Raw genomic sequence first — 13,721 nt, forward strand, 5'->3', positions numbered from 1 at the left:
CCTTACTCGACGGGCTCGCCGCTCCGCCAGTAGTCGACCACGTCCCGGAGCAACGGCGTGTCGAGGGCACCGGCCCGCCAGTCGTCGACCGCATCGCGCAGGCCGTCGGTCCCGACGACGCCGGTTTCGTTCGCGTAGTCGGTCAACCCGGGTGCGTCGCCGGCCATCGGTCCGACGACCGCCGGCGGCTGGACGTTCGCTGCCACGTATCGGTCGGTCGTGTCGACCGTCGAGTTCGCTATCGGGTTCCACTCGTTTTGCTCATCGTCGAGGCGCCACAGCCGCAGGTCCGCTTCGTCCGCCGCGGGGACGGCCCCCTCCTGGTAGGACACTCGCAGATCGATCCACGCGTCGGATTCGTCGCTCCAGACCGGGACGTCCACGGCGACGTAGGAGCCGGTTCTCACGACCTCGTCGTCCGGCGACACCGCCGGCGTGACCGCGTTGAGCGTGAACTCCTCGCCGGTGAACGAAACGGTCCCCGTCTCGAGGCGGACGGATCGTCCCCGCACGCAGGTCGTGTTCTCGACGTGCACGTCGTCACCCGCGGTGGTCTCGATGGCGGTGCCTTCGAGCGTCACGTTCGTGGCATCGACGAGGCTCACGGCCGTCCCGTCGAGGTCTCGCAGGTGATTGTCGACGAACCTGAGGTCCGTCGCACCCCACCCACGGATACCGTCTCCCCCGTCTTCGATGACGTTCCGTTCGACGGTCACGCTGCGTCCCTCGATCTGGATGCCTGGGTCCGCGCCGGCGATCGTGTTGTTGCGGAGCGTCACGTTCTCGCCGAACCCGCTGACGCCCTGGGAGACGTTGGTCATCGTGTTCCCGGCGACGGTCTGGTTCGGCGCGATGATCTGGACGCCGAACGTCGAATCCCGGACGGTATTGCCCTCGACCCGCCCGTCCGTCGTGCCGTCGCCGCCGATGCTCACGGCCTGCTCGACGGCGACGAACTCGTTGTCGCGGACGAGGAAGCCGGCCGACTGGTGGTTGATCTCGACTGCGGTATCGTCGACGTCCTTCAGTACGTTCGCCGCGACGGTCAGGTTCGCACTGTCGCTGACCACGATGGCCGAAGCCGAGTTCGGCGGTGACGAGATCGCGTTCCCGGCGAGGCGGACGTCGTCGGCGTTGACGGTAACGGACGTACCCTCGGTCAGCGTGTCGTTCTCGATGGCGACTCCGTCGCCCCTGACCCAGACGAACGTGTTGTGGATCGTCCCGTCGCGGATCGTGCCGTCGTAGACCTCGATCCAGCTGTCGACGACGGTCGTCGTCTCGACGACCGCCTCCGACCCGTCGACGTAAAGCCCCCACGAACTCGTGTTTCGAACCGTGCTGTTCTCGATGCGCGGCGAGGCGCGTGCGATGATGCCCGCAGAGCCGTTGGCGACGTAGACGTCGGTAACCGAGAGCGCCGTGACATCGCTTGCGGCCAGGCCGCGCTCGTTGTTCTCCAGCGTCGCGTTCCGGACGCGTACCTCGTCGGCGGCGTCGCCGATCACGCCGTACCGGAAGCCGGCGACGCCGACGTCGGCGACCGTGAGGTCGCTCGAGTCGCCGACGTCGATCCCCCGCCCGCTTCGCTCGCCGGTGGGGCCCTGCAGCGTGAGGTTCTCGACGGTCACGTTCGAGCCGGCGACGTCGAGACCGGCGTCGGTGGTGAAGACGTCCTCGCCCCACAGTTTGATCGTGTGCCCGTTGCCGTCCAGTACCACGTCGTCGCTCTCGATCGAGAGACACGTGGCCTCCGCCGACGCGAGGTCGGCCACCAGGTCGTAACTGCCGCCGTGGTCGACCGTCCCGCACGCCTCGACCGTCGCGGGGACGGGAGCGACGAGGGTTCGTGACTCCGCCTCGGCACCGAGGGTGTCTATCCGGTCGGTCGCGACGACCTCGCCCTCGTACGCGACGGACACGTCGTAGAACTCGTCGGCGTCGTAGGATCCGTCGTCGTGTTCGAGTTGCTCCTGGAGTTCGAACGTGACGTTCCCGTCGCCGTTCGTCGTCCCCTCCCGGACGACGTCGCCGCCCTGTGATCTGACGGTGACGTTCGCCCCCTCGAGGGGGACCTCGCCGTCCTCGTGGTACACCTGGTACTCGACCGGCGTCAGCGACGGCGCGGTCAGGGTCCGCGAGGCGTTCTCGCCGGGAGCGAGGTCGGCGAGGACGGTCCCGACGAACATGCCCTGGCTGTAGACCTCCACGACCGTGTGTCCGGTGTCGAGACGCCCGAACTCGTACGGCAGGTCGATCCCATCCTCTGCGGTGACCTCCTCGACGACCTCGCCGTCCTGGTAGGCGAGCAGCGCCCCGACGTCGCTGGCGTCGGTTCCGTCCTCGTGTTCGACGTCGACCTCCAGCGACGGTGCCTCGACGACGGTGAGCGTCTCGACGTCGCTTTCGTCGTTCCGCGGGTAGATGCTGAACTCGTCGACGCCGGTCGCGATACGGAGACAGGTGGCGTACTCCCCGGGCTCGGTACCCTCCGGGAGGGTCGTCGAGACGGAGACGTCGGTCGCCACGAACGGGTCCGGGGCGGACACCGTCTCGGTGTGGATCGGATCCTCGAGGGGGATCAGATTGCCACAGGAATCGGTGTAGGACGCCCCGGCGTCGCGGACGTACACCTCCACCGAGATCTCGTCGGGGCCGGCCGCCGTGCCCACGTTCCGTATCGTGTGTTCGAACGTCACGTTGGTCAGTCCGCCGGTGACGTTCTCGGCCGGGGTGACGTCGTACCACGCTCGCTCCTCGCCGGTGAACGTGACGTTCTCGAAGACGTATTCGGGCCTGTCCGCGGGCGGGTTCTCCGAACCGTTCTGGATCCACGACTCGAGGTCGTCGTCCTTCCGCTCGGTTATCCGGGGGCCGGCCGGCTCGGGCGCGAGCCAGCCGTCTTTCTTGGGGCCGACCGTCCCCACGCCCACGAGTTCGTACGTCCCGGTCGACGCGTCGTAATTCAGGAACGGCCCGCCACTCTGGCCCTGTGAGAACTCGATGTTCGCCTGCATGGTCGCCTCGTCCCCGTCGTAGTGGCCCTGTCCGGGGCCCCTGTCGGTCCACAGCGTCGGGAACAGCGGTTCGCCGGGCGGGGTCGCCGGGTAGCCCTGGGCCGTGATGTTGTTTCCACTGCGGTAGACGGCAGCGTCGGACGGGTAGGACTGCCAGTCGACCGTCCCGGTGTGGTTCCCGATGGGGCGGTCGAGCGCCAGCAGCGCGAAGTCGTTTCGGACCTCGTCCGTCGGTCCGTTGCTCGCGATGTACTCCTCGTACGTCCAGACCCACCGGGCCCGTGCTCGCGAGAAGGGTTCGACGACCGTTCCCGACCGGTTGTCGGCGGCCGGCCGAACCCGTACCTCTTCCGCCCACGCCTCGGTCGAATGGTTGTACACGCAATGGGCGGCGGTCAGCACATGCGTCTCGTCGACGAGCGTGCCCGAACACCACTCGGAACCGTCGGCGTAGACCGAATACACGTTGACCGTCGCCCGGTCGTCCAGGAGGCCGGCGTCCCAGGGTCGTTCGATCCGCTCGCGGTCGTCCGTTCCGGCGGCGTCGAGGTCCCGCGGCGGCATCGAGTTACCGAGCAGCTCGAACTCGTGTCGGACCGGCGTGATTCCGCTGTCGGTCGACTCGGTCGTCGCCCCCGTCGCGTTGTCGCCGGTTTCGTCCGCCAGAGCGGGGGCAGAGGCGGGCGTAACGCCGACGGCCTGGCGAGCGTCCCCCGGCGCCGAGGCGGCGGCGACGGCGGGTGCCCCGCCGACCAACACGACCACGAGCGCGACGCCGACCGCGAGAGCGACGGCCGTACGGTGCGGTCGCGGCAACCCGTCCCGTCGCTCCGCCCGCGGCTGGTCGTCGCCGGTCATAGGCGAGGAGAGCCCGTCCGCCCCACGTCTCGCCGCGAACGTAGTCCGCTCCACTCGGCTTCGGTCGGTACCACTACTGTCGGAGATATATCGTCTGAGAGACCCCTCACGTTCAGCGTTCCCTGCTGACTCGGGATACCGTACAGGGTCGTAACAAGCTTCTGGAAGATTTCGAAACGTATCCGTTGATAATTGGCGCGAAATGGAATGTCAGAGTACGTATATCTGAGTCCTCTCGGGTGAGCGTCCGTCGGACACGGCTCGACCGGGACCCTACGACTGCCGCGACCGCGACGACCGCGTCCGGACCGTCATCAAGGACTTCGACCTCCGGCAAGACCCCTCCGTCTTCGCGGAAGTGTCGTGTGGGTGGGAAACCTCCCGGGAATACGTCTTACTCCGCCGCGTCCCCTCCCGCACCGCTCCGATACCACAGGAACGCCCCGTAGGCCGACCCGACGACCGTCGAGGCGATGAGCGCGAGCAGGACGGCGAAGGCGGCGTAGCCGACGACCGGGTTCGCGTACGGGACGACGACGTCCTGCGGCGGTTCGACCGCCCACGGGCTGACGTGGAAGTACGCGAGCATGCCGGCGCTGAACGCGAAGAACCCGGCCCAGTACCGCGCCTCGACCCGTCTGGTCACCGTCAGGTAGAGGCTGACCGCCAGGAGGGGGTAGATGGCGAGGCTGTACGTGAAGGCGTTCACCTCGGGGGTGAGCGGCCACCCGACGTGGTTGCCGCGGACGACGTGGTCGACGTGGTGGGCCGCTCCCAGCACCGTCGGGACGAGGACGAACAGGTAGAACAGTCGCGTCAGACTGGAGTCCGTCGTGGGCAGTTCGACCGGGAGGCTGTCTCCGAGCGCCATATCGGTCGGTCGGTGACCAGCGGGATGGGAGTTGTCCCAACATGTTGGTTCGACCGTCGCCACCCGGAACGACCCGGCCGGGTCGCCGACATCGGTTCACCCCCGAGCGGTGGTTATCTCACCGACACTTTTAGTAGAGAAACCTCTCATGGACGGCTATGAAGCGGGTACTGGGGGCACTCGCGTTGATCGTCGTATCGCTCGCCGCGGCCGTGGCGCTGTGGCAACTGGTCATCGCCGCACCGAGCGCCGCGGCCGAGAACGCCGACACCCAGGTCGAGGGAACGGTCGTCGACACCGAGCTCGCCCGGGGAACGGCCGACTGCGGGGAGGCCCGCTCGACCACGTACAGCCCCTCGGTGACGTATCGCTACACGTACGAGGGGACGACCTACCGGAGCGAGAACCTGTATCCCGGCCCGAGCGAGGGCACCGCGTACTGCGACCGCTCGGAGGCCCAGGCCGTCGTCGACCGGTACCCGGAGGGCTCGACCGTCACGGTACACATCGACGGCGACCGGCCGGACCGGTCGTTCCTCGAAACCGAGCCCATCGAGTGGAACGACTACGTCCCCGTGGCGTTCCCGCTGTTGTTCGCCCTGATGGGGTTGATCGGGCTGGTGAAGGAGCTAACGGGCGAGTGACCGCCGGGACTCACTCGAAGGCCCGCAGGACGCCCTGGCCGTCCGTCGGCCCGATGTCGGGCAGCGTCGCGCGCTCGGGATGGGGCATCAGGACGGCGACGTGGTCCTCGGTGCCCAGGACGCCGGCGACGTTGTCCTTCGAGCCGTTGGGGTTGGCCGCCTCGGTAATCTCGCCGTCGGGCTCGCAGTACCGAAAGAGGATTCGGTCGGTCTCGACCAGTCCCTGGAGACGCTCGTCGGCAATCTCGAAGCGGCCCTCGCCGTGGGCGATGGGCACCTCGACGACGTCGCCCTCCTCGTAGGCGGCCGTCCAGGGGGTGTCGGCGTTCTCGACGCGCAGGTGGACCGGCTCGCACTGGAAGCGGGCGCTCTCGTTGGTGGTGAAGGCGCCGGGGGTCAGCCCGCCCTCGCAGCCGATCTGGGCGCCGTTGCAGACGCCGAGGACGGGCGTGCCCTCGGCGGCGGCGGCGCGGACCTCGTCCATGATAGGCGCCCGTGCCGCCATCGCGCCCGCCCGGAGGTAGTCGCCGTACGAGAAGCCGCCGGGGACGACGATGCCGTCGGTGTCCTCGGGGAGTCCGTCCTCGTGCCAGACGATTTCGGCGTCGACGCCGAGGTGCTCCAGGGCCCGGCGGGCGTCGCGGTCGCAGTTCGAGCCGCCGAACCGGATGACTGCGACGGTCACAGTGACCACCGCCGTCGCGGGTGGGAACCGGGCGTCGCCGTCGTGTGTATCGCGACCGTCATCTACGCCTCGGCGACCTCGACGTCGTAGTCGTGGATGGTCGGGTTCGCCAGCAGGCGCTCGGCCATCTCGGTGGCTCGCTCCTCGGCGTCGGCGGCGTCGGCGGCGTCGAGGTCGACCTCGAAGCGGTCCGCCGAGCGGAGGTCGTCGAGTTCGAACCCGAGTCGCTGCAGCGCCTGCTGTGTCGTCTCGGCCTCGGGGTCGAGCACGCCCCGCTTGAGCCGAACCGTCACGGTCGCGGTGTAGGCGGTCATACCTGACGAGGCGTGTTCGTGCGTGAAAACGGTTGTGTCTTCGGGGAGGTATTCACGTTCGTGTATTGGTTCGGCCACGAAGCGGCGTCGGCCACGCGCCTCACCGACAAGCCCACGACTTCAGTCGTGGGTAGCTGACCCCTCGTACTGGGAGTCGATGACCACGTTGACCTCCGCCGACCACTCCTCGTCGGCGGTGTCCCTGACGTGTTCCGCCCACCGCTTGACGAACTCGCGTCGCTGTGCGACGTTGGCCCGCTGTTGGTCCCTAAGCTCCTCTAAGTTCGGCATATCGGTCCGACACCTCCAGTTCCTCGACGTACGTTTCGAGCGCATCGGTATCAAGCTGTTCCCGAAAGACCGTATGGAGGTGCAGCGCGTCCTCGAAGTCCTTCTCGGTTCCGAGAAAGAGTTTGTACGCTATCTGCTGTTCGAGCGACCCCACGTTGACCTCGTGTCCGTCGAAGCGGGCCACGAGCGGGTTCTCGAGGGCCCGTCGGTCGTCCTAACATAAAAACCGCCGTACGCCCGGAACGTCGCCCTTTTGACCGCCGCCCTCCCACGGGGGTGTATGACGAACCACATCCGAGCCCGGAGGCGACGACCGTGAGCCGCAACTACACCGAGATAACGGTCGTCGGCGACGACGACACGGGACTCATCGCGCGGGTGACGACGCTCTTGTTCGAGCGGGACATCAACATCGAGGACCTCGACCAGGCGGTCCGGGACGGCGTCTTCCGGATGACGATGCACGTCGACGCCACCGAGATGACCTGTACGGAGGCGGAACTCCGGGAGGCGCTGCACGAACTCGGCGAGGAACTGGGTCAGGACATCCGGGTACGGTTCCCGGCCGAGCGGGAGACCCAGACCATCGCCGTGCTGGTCACCAAGGAGTCGCACTGCCTGGAGGCGCTGCTCGAGGCGTGGGCCGACGGCGAGTTGGGCGCCGACATCGAGGTCGTCATCGGGAACCACGACGACCTCCAGCCGCTGGCCGAACACTACGGGATAGACTTCCACGACGTCGGCGACGAAAAGGGCACGCCGGACGAACAGCACCTGCTGGAGTTGCTCGACGAGTACGAGACCGACCTCATCGTGTTGGCCCGCTACATGCGCATCCTCGGCCCGGAGGTCGTCTTCCGCTACGAGGACCGCATCATCAACGTCCACCCCTCGCTTCTGCCAGCGTTTCCCGGCGCGGAAGCCTACCGGCAGGCCCGCGAGGACGGCGTCCGCATCGCGGGCGTGACCGCCCACTACGTGACCACCGACCTCGACCAGGGACCCATCATCACCCAGCGGGCATTCAACGCGCCGCCGGGCGCCGACGTCGAGCAGCTGGAGCGGCGCGGCCAGCCGCTGGAGGCCGAGGCGCTTTTGGAGGCCGTCCGGCTCCACCTCGAAGACGCCGTCTCGGTGTACCGCGGCCGGACGGAGCTCCGCAGCGAGGTCGACCCCGACGACTACCGGCTCGGGCTGCCGAAGAGCGTCGACGAACGCCTGCCGGACCGACCAATCGACGGCCTCGGCGACGTGGTCACCGGCGACGACTGAGCGGAGTCGACACTTTTTTGTGTTTTAGGTACGCCTAAACCGATAGCGTGGGAGCGCGGCGATCCACCGGGCACGAGCACCCGCCGCCCCACGCGCGGACGACCCCGGACGCCGTGGGCATCACCCGGGGTGTGGTCCGACCCGCCGACTTCGCGTCTGTCCCCTGTCGTCCCCGGCTCCCTTGGTGGACCGGGGAACGAACCCAGACCGATAGCGTCCGCGCCGTTTGGGAAGACCTAACCGACTCCGAACCCCTCGCTTCGAACGATGACAGGCACCGCCGACTCCTCGACGGAACGACCGCTCGCGTTGACGCTGCTGAGCGGCGCGGTCGCGGCGGCGCTCGTCTTCCCGCTGACCTGGGTCGTCATGCGGGCGAGCACCGTCCCTCCCGATCGGGCGAGCGGCCTCCTGTTCAACGACAGGACCGTCGAGATATTCCTCAACAGTCTGCTGTTGATGGTGAGCGTGACGGTCCTTTCGGTCCTGCTCGCGGTGCCGCTGGCGGTGCTTACGGTCCGTACCGACCTGCCCGGTCGTCGGTTCTGGACTATCATCGTCTCGCTGCCGCTTGCCATTCCCAGCTATCTGGGCGCCTTCGCGTTCGTCACGATGTTCCGGCCCCGGGGCATCGTCCAGGGGTGGCTCGAACCGCTCGGTGTACAGGAGTTGCCGGACGTCTACGGGCTGTCCTCGGCGGTCCTGATAATCACCCTCTACACGTATCCCTACGTCTTCATCACGACCCGGGCGGCGCTGAAGACCTTCGACAAGTCGCTCGTCGACGCCGCCCGGACGCTGAACCACGGCTGGTTGTCGACGTTCCGGCGGGTGACGCTCCCGCAGATACGCCCCGCCATCGCCGCCGGCGCCCTGCTCGTGGCGCTGTACGCCGTCTCGGACTTCGGGACGCCGGCCTTCCTCCAGGCGGACGTGTTCACCCGCGAGATATTCCTCAAGCAGCAGTCCATCGGCGGCGACGACTTCGCCGCCTTCCTCTCGCTGCAGCTGGTCGCGCTGACCGTGTTCATCCTCGCGATCGAATCCCGCGTCCGCCGGACCGGCACCCTCTATACGGCCGGCGCCGGCGGGTCGACGACCGACATCGAACTCGGGCGCTGGAAGTGGCCCGCGGTCGGCTTCTGTGCCCTGCTCGGAACCGTCACGCTGGGGATGCCGATAGGCGTGTTCGTGTGGTTCCTCGTCACGAGCCAGACGAGCCCCTCCAGGGAGTTCGTCTTCCAGTGGGAGTGGCTGCTCAACTCCGCGACCGCCGGCGGGCTGGCCGCGCTGTTCGCGGCGCTGGCGGCGCTGCCCGTCGCGTACCTCTCGGCGCGGTACGACAGTCGTCTCGGGTCGCTGTTCGAGCGGACCACCTACGTCGGCTACGCCGTCCCCGGCATCGTCATCGGGCTCGCGCTCGTCTTCTTCGGCGCCAGATACGGCTCCATCGAGGTCGCGGGAATCGAGATCGGCGTCTACCAGACGCTCCCCATCCTCGTGTTCGCCTACGTCGTCCGCTTCATGCCGCAGGCGGTCGGGTCGACCCGGACCTCCGTCCTGCAGGTGAACCCCCGGCTGAACGAGGCTGCCCGGACGCTCGGCGAGGGCCCGCTCTCGTCGTTCCGGCGGGTGACGCTGCCGCTCATCGCGCCCGGCATCGTCGCCGGCGCCGCGCTGGTCTTCCTCACGACGATGAAGGAACTGCCCGCGACGCTGCTTTTGCGGCCGATCGGCTTCGAGACGCTCGTGACCCGAATCTGGGCGGCCAGAGCGGCCGGCTACCAGAGCTACGTGGCGATCCCCGCGTTGCTGTTGCTCGTCATCTCCGGGCTGTCGATGGTCGTCATCCTGCGACAGGAAGAGTGATCAGACGCCGACGCGCCGACGGTCGTCCTCTTCGTCTTCGGTCTCCGGGGGTTCCCGTATCTTCCCGTAGGCCCACACGAAGGCCGCCGGCACGACTATGCTCAGGGCGATGACGAGGACTGCGACGGCCATCGCCGGGTCGGAGATGGTCTGCAGCGGGTACATACACGACGGTTCGCCGTCTACGAGTAAAAACGTCCGGGATTCGCCCGCGACGCCGACGGGAGCACCGCGCTACAGTTCTCGGACGGTCTCGACAGCGGCCGACAGCGGCGGCGCGTCGAACAGTTCCCGGTCGAGGTAGGCGTTTGCGCCCGCCGAGTACATGTCACGGACCGCGTCGACGACGTGGTCGGCGAGCGGCTCCGGTTCGCGCTCGCAGAGCGTCCGCCAGTCGGCGACGTCGCGCTCCTTCGCGGCTGCCTTGGCCGCCTCGACCGCCTCGACCCACTCCGGCTGGGTCCGCTTGTGGTACTGCCGGACGACCTCCTTCGAGAGCTGCTGGCCCCCGTGGGAGAACCTGTTCTCGTCGAAGGTGCCGACGACGTCGGCGACCCGTATCTCGCCGTCGAAGTAGCAACACTCGATCTTGCCGTCCTCGTGTTTCAGGCCGGCCTCGGCGGCCGTCTCCGTGACGAGGTCGTTGACCCGGCGGGCGACCGCCTCCAGGTCCTCGACGTCGGCTCTACCGGCGATGTCGTCGGCCTCCGCCCGGGAGAGGTACCGGTCGGACTCCTCGAACTTCGTGGAGAACTCGACCACCGGCTCCGGGAGGTCGACCGGCTCGTCGGGCCAGGTGTCGTGTTCGAGGCCGAACTCGTCGGGATCGGCCCGCCCCCGGAGCGACGACCCGACCGGCACCGTGTTCCGGAAGACGATCTCCAGCGGGATCAGGTAGTTCTCCGCGGCCGCCGCGTGGAACGCCTCGTAGTCGTACTCGCGGCCGTCGTGGGGCAGATCGGGGACCTGCGTCAGCTCGATGGCCATCTCGCGGGGGGGCGTGGCCACCGCCGAGAGCGGAACGACCTCCCCGCCCGAGACGACGCCCCGGTAGTGCGTCGGGACGCCCTCGGCCTCCAGCCGCTCGAAGTTGGCCGCCCCCATCGCGCACAGCGACGCCCCCTTGTTCGGGATGGAGTCGGGCATCTTCCCCCAGTCGAACACCGAGTAGTCGTCGGTGAAGACGAACGCCCCGCGCCCGAGACCGTCGGCCGTCGCGGGCTCCTCGACGCGGAAGTCCTTGACGCTGGTCATTACCGGAGGCGAGTCGGTGAGCCCGGAAAGGCGTTTCCATCATCTCCCTCACCCGTGCCACGGCTCGGCGACCTCCTCGCCGAACAGCTCCCGCATCAGCACGACGACGCTCTCGGGCGGGAACTGGCCGTGTTCGGTGACGATGGCGTCGACGTGACGCGGCGGCGTCACGTCGAAGGCCGGGTTCGCCACCTCGACGTCGAGTTCCTCGCGGGTCGCCGAATCGAGGACTTCCCCGGCGTCGCGGCGTTCGATTTCGACGGCCTCGCCCGTCAGCGTCCCCGGCGCGAGCTTGATCGACTGGGCGGCGACGGCGACGGGGACGCCGCGGTCCCGCGCCGAGACGGCGAGGCCGGCGGTCCCGATCTTGTTGACGACGCTGCCGTCGGCGGCGATGCTGTCGGCGCCGACCAGCAGGTGATCGACCTCGTCGAGGAAACGGTGGGCCGCGCTGTCGACGACGAGCGTCACGGGGACGCCCAGTTCCCGCAGCCGACGGGCGGTTACGTGGCCCTGGTTGCGCGGCCGGGTCTCCTTGACGACCGCCTCGAGGTCGGCGCCCCGCTCGACGGCAGCCTCGATACACGCCAGGACGTCCGTCGAGTGACAGTGCGTCATCACAGCGTCGCCGTCGCGGAGTCGGCCGGCGCCGATGCGGCCGAGTCGCTTCCGTGCGTCCTCGAGGTCGGCCCGGAACCGCTCGACCCGTCGCGCGACGGTCGCCCGCAGCGTCTCCACGTCCTCGCCGGACAGATCCGCGAGGACGTACCGGAGGGCGTTGGGCAGGCTGACCGCCGTCGGCCGGGTGTCGTGCAGCGTCCGGGCGGCGGCCCGCATCTCGGCGCGGAACGCCGCCGCGGAGTCGGCGTCGCTGGTCTCGGCCTGGGCGCCCAGCGCCGCGGCGGCCGCGTCGGCGATGGCCGCGGCTCCGCGGGTCTCCATCGCCGCGATTCGGCCGGCCGTCTCGCGGACCTCGGGGTGCAGCGACGGCGCCTCGTCCATGCGGACGGTTGGCACGGGAGCGGCAAAAGCCCCGCGGCCGGCCCGGTCAGCCGTCGGCGTCGGAGGGGGGCTCGCTGTCGGGACCGAGTTCCAGCGTCCCGACGCCGTCCGGCAGCGCCGAAAGCGCCGCGTCGGGCCACTCCCAGTGGGCGACGGTGAACGCGACGTTGGGGTTGGCCTCGATGAGTCGCCGGACGCCCGCGGCGGCCGCCTCGTAGGCGTCGCGGTCGAGTCGCTCCGGGGTCTCGGCGGTCAGCGGGTAGCTGTCCGACAGCGCCGCCGGGAACGGTCCGAACGGCGGCCGGAGTCGCCAGGTCTCGTCGAAGCGGTCGTTGTCGTCGCCCTCCGACAGGAGCACGTCGTCGCCCTCGACCGACAGCCGAGCGAGCCGTTCGTGGTGTCGCCGGACCTCCGGCCGGCGGGCCGAGGCCGACGAGAGGTGGAAGAAGGTCCCCTTCGAGACGGGGTCGGCGGCCTCCAGTTGGTCGGCGCCGTCCAGCAGCGCCTCGTAGCCGTCGACCATCGCCGGGTGCCCGCGGGCGCGGCGCTCGACGAGTTCCAGCAGGTTCCCCTCCCGGAGCGCCTGCCGGACCGTCCGCAACTCGCGGTAGCTGACGTGGAGGTTGTGCTCGGCCAGTCGCTCCTCGCGGGGTCGCTCCTCGAGGGCGCGCAGTTCCGCGGCCGTGTGACTCGCACAGACCGGACACCCGCAGGGGAGGTAATCGAGGTCGTCGAGGTGGTCGGTGCCCGAGACGGTCAGGTAGCGGTCGTCGCGGGCGTACAGCGCGTAGGCCGCCGAGTCGAACAGGTCACAGCCCGCCGCCACCGCCAGCGCGAACATCATCGGGTGGCCGGCGCCGAACAGGTGGACCGGCGCGTCGGCGCCCAGCCCCCGCTTCGCCGCCAGCACCACCTCGACCATCTCGGCGTACCGGTAGCCGTTCATCAGCGGGACGACCGCGCCGACCGGGAAGACGTCCAGGCTCGTCCCGTAGGCGTGTTCGGCGGCCGCCTCCCGGAGGTCCGGGTAGGTCGACCCCTGGACGGGCGCGTTGACGAGCATCTCGCCGACGTCGACGTCCTCGGCGGCCGCCAGGCGCTCCTGCGTCGTCGCCAGTTCCGATTCGGCCCGCTCTCGGCCCGCATCCGGCGGCGTCGGGATGTCGACCGGCGTCCCGATGTCGGAGCCCACCTCGTGCTGGAAGCGGAGTATCTCCTCGTTGGTCACCGATATCTCGCCGTACTCCGACAGCTGGAACGATCCCGAGTCCGTCATGATGGCCCCCGAGAAGTCCAGCAGGTCGTGAAGCCCCTCCTCGAGGGCCCGCTCGCGGTACTCGTCGCTCTTGTAGAGGACGTAGCCGTTCGTGATGAGGACGTCGGCGCCGAACTCCGACTCGAGCGTCGCCGGTTCGATTGTCCGGATGTGGGGGTTGATGACCGGCAGGAGCGCCGGCGTCTCGACGGTGACGCCGGCCCGCGGGACCTCGAGTTCGCCGATGCGACCGAGACCGTCGAAGTCCCGCACCTCGAAGATGTCTCGCATTGCTCGCCGTTCCGCGCCGACGGCGGTAAGGGTTACGTCCCCCTCCCGACGTTAAAAGCGCCGCCGATCCGTGGCGAAAAGGTGTAACGCCTCGACGG

13 protein-coding genes and 1 pseudogene are annotated in these 13,721 nt (G+C 68.9%); 4 read left to right on the forward strand and 10 right to left on the reverse strand.

What is annotated here, in order from left to right; genetic code table 11:
* Window positions 1-2: 2 nt before the first annotated feature.
* On the reverse strand, window positions 3-3,875 hold the full coding sequence (locus NLF94_RS06185; protein WP_254840596.1) for a right-handed parallel beta-helix repeat-containing protein: 3,873 nt from the start codon (window positions 3,873-3,875) through the stop codon (window positions 3-5).
* A 249-nt stretch (window positions 3,876-4,124) separates the two neighbouring features.
* Between NLF94_RS06185 and NLF94_RS21065 the strand changes: the two are divergent.
* Window positions 4,125-4,278, forward strand: a pseudogene (locus NLF94_RS21065) (archaeosine biosynthesis radical SAM protein RaSEA); the annotation flags it as partial.
* Here the strand turns inward: NLF94_RS21065 and NLF94_RS06190 are convergent.
* Window positions 4,270-4,746, reverse strand: a complete 477-nt coding sequence (locus NLF94_RS06190) for a hypothetical protein (protein WP_254840597.1) — start codon at window positions 4,744-4,746, stop codon at window positions 4,270-4,272. The pseudogene NLF94_RS21065 and the gene NLF94_RS06190 sit on opposite strands and share 9 nt — an antisense overlap.
* Before the next feature lie 158 nt (window positions 4,747-4,904).
* Between NLF94_RS06190 and NLF94_RS06195 the strand changes: the two genes are divergently transcribed.
* Complete coding sequence (locus tag NLF94_RS06195) at window positions 4,905-5,390, forward strand: DUF3592 domain-containing protein (RefSeq protein WP_254840598.1); 486 nt, start codon at window positions 4,905-4,907, stop codon at window positions 5,388-5,390.
* Between the two features lie 10 nt (window positions 5,391-5,400).
* Here NLF94_RS06195 and purQ read toward each other — a convergent pair whose 3' ends face one another.
* The 4 genes from purQ to NLF94_RS06215 form a co-directional block, all read right to left on the reverse strand.
* Window positions 5,401-6,075: a phosphoribosylformylglycinamidine synthase I gene (purQ, locus tag NLF94_RS06200; protein WP_254840599.1), complete on the reverse strand. Its 675-nt coding sequence runs from the start codon at window positions 6,073-6,075 to the stop codon at window positions 5,401-5,403.
* 62 nt (window positions 6,076-6,137) lie between these two features.
* A complete protein-coding gene (purS, locus tag NLF94_RS06205) occupies window positions 6,138-6,389 on the reverse strand; it encodes a phosphoribosylformylglycinamidine synthase subunit PurS (protein WP_254840600.1) in 252 nt (83 codons plus the stop codon).
* A gap of 120 nt (window positions 6,390-6,509) precedes the next feature.
* Window positions 6,510-6,680 carry a DUF8150 family protein gene (locus NLF94_RS06210; RefSeq protein WP_254840601.1) on the reverse strand — a complete coding sequence of 57 codons (171 nt, stop codon included), beginning with the start codon at window positions 6,678-6,680 and terminating at the stop codon, window positions 6,510-6,512.
* Window positions 6,658-6,864, reverse strand: a complete 207-nt coding sequence (locus NLF94_RS06215; RefSeq protein ID WP_254840602.1) for a hypothetical protein — start codon at window positions 6,862-6,864, stop codon at window positions 6,658-6,660. Before NLF94_RS06215 ends, NLF94_RS06210 begins: the two co-directional genes overlap by 23 nt.
* A 131-nt stretch (window positions 6,865-6,995) precedes the next feature.
* Here NLF94_RS06215 and NLF94_RS06220 point away from each other — a divergent pair, with 131 nt between their 5' ends.
* Window positions 6,996-7,952, forward strand: coding sequence for a formyltetrahydrofolate deformylase (locus tag NLF94_RS06220; protein ID WP_254840603.1), 957 nt, complete (start codon window positions 6,996-6,998; stop codon window positions 7,950-7,952).
* Between the two features lie 267 nt (window positions 7,953-8,219).
* Window positions 8,220-9,821, forward strand: coding sequence for an ABC transporter permease (locus NLF94_RS06225; protein WP_254840604.1), 1,602 nt, complete (start codon window positions 8,220-8,222; stop codon window positions 9,819-9,821).
* Here NLF94_RS06225 and NLF94_RS06230 read toward each other — a convergent pair whose 3' ends face one another.
* From NLF94_RS06230 to tgtA, 4 genes are all read right to left on the reverse strand, one after another.
* Window positions 9,822-9,986 (reverse strand): hypothetical protein, encoded by a 165-nt coding sequence (locus NLF94_RS06230; RefSeq protein WP_254840605.1) that lies wholly within the window; start codon window positions 9,984-9,986, stop codon window positions 9,822-9,824.
* Between the two features lie 69 nt (window positions 9,987-10,055).
* Window positions 10,056-11,075 carry a phosphoribosylaminoimidazolesuccinocarboxamide synthase gene (locus NLF94_RS06235; RefSeq protein WP_254840606.1) on the reverse strand — a complete coding sequence of 340 codons (1,020 nt, stop codon included), beginning with the start codon at window positions 11,073-11,075 and terminating at the stop codon, window positions 10,056-10,058.
* Window positions 11,076-11,123: 48 nt separating this feature from the next.
* Window positions 11,124-12,077, reverse strand: a complete 954-nt coding sequence (locus tag NLF94_RS06240) for a ribose 1,5-bisphosphate isomerase (RefSeq protein ID WP_254840607.1) — start codon at window positions 12,075-12,077, stop codon at window positions 11,124-11,126.
* Between the two features lie 46 nt (window positions 12,078-12,123).
* A complete protein-coding gene (tgtA, locus tag NLF94_RS06245; RefSeq protein WP_254840608.1) occupies window positions 12,124-13,623 on the reverse strand; it encodes a tRNA guanosine(15) transglycosylase TgtA in 1,500 nt (499 codons plus the stop codon).
* Window positions 13,624-13,721: the final 98 nt, after the last annotated feature.

This window comes from Natronomonas marina (assembly GCF_024298905.1).
Classification (GTDB): Archaea; Halobacteriota; Halobacteria; order Halobacteriales; family Haloarculaceae; genus Natronomonas; species Natronomonas marina.

What these genes read in the sequence shown, in the direction of transcription:
- NLF94_RS06185 (WP_254840596.1), bottom strand. Translation starts at nt 3,875, where the DNA reads ATGACCGGCGACGACCAGCCGCGGGCGGAGCGACGGGACGGGTTGCCG.
- NLF94_RS06190 (WP_254840597.1), bottom strand. Translation starts at nt 4,746, where the DNA reads ATGGCGCTCGGAGACAGCCTCCCGGTCGAACTGCCCACGACGGACTCC.
- NLF94_RS06195 (WP_254840598.1), top strand. Translation starts at nt 4,905, where the DNA reads ATGAAGCGGGTACTGGGGGCACTCGCGTTGATCGTCGTATCGCTCGCC.
- purS (WP_254840600.1), bottom strand. Translation starts at nt 6,389, where the DNA reads ATGACCGCCTACACCGCGACCGTGACGGTTCGGCTCAAGCGGGGCGTG.
- NLF94_RS06210 (WP_254840601.1), bottom strand. Translation starts at nt 6,680, where the DNA reads ATGCCGAACTTAGAGGAGCTTAGGGACCAACAGCGGGCCAACGTCGCA.
- NLF94_RS06225 (WP_254840604.1), top strand. Translation starts at nt 8,220, where the DNA reads ATGACAGGCACCGCCGACTCCTCGACGGAACGACCGCTCGCGTTGACG.
- NLF94_RS06230 (WP_254840605.1), bottom strand. Translation starts at nt 9,986, where the DNA reads ATGTACCCGCTGCAGACCATCTCCGACCCGGCGATGGCCGTCGCAGTC.
- NLF94_RS06235 (WP_254840606.1), bottom strand. Translation starts at nt 11,075, where the DNA reads ATGACCAGCGTCAAGGACTTCCGCGTCGAGGAGCCCGCGACGGCCGAC.
- NLF94_RS06240 (WP_254840607.1), bottom strand. Translation starts at nt 12,077, where the DNA reads ATGGACGAGGCGCCGTCGCTGCACCCCGAGGTCCGCGAGACGGCCGGC.
- tgtA (WP_254840608.1), bottom strand. Translation starts at nt 13,623, where the DNA reads ATGCGAGACATCTTCGAGGTGCGGGACTTCGACGGTCTCGGTCGCATC.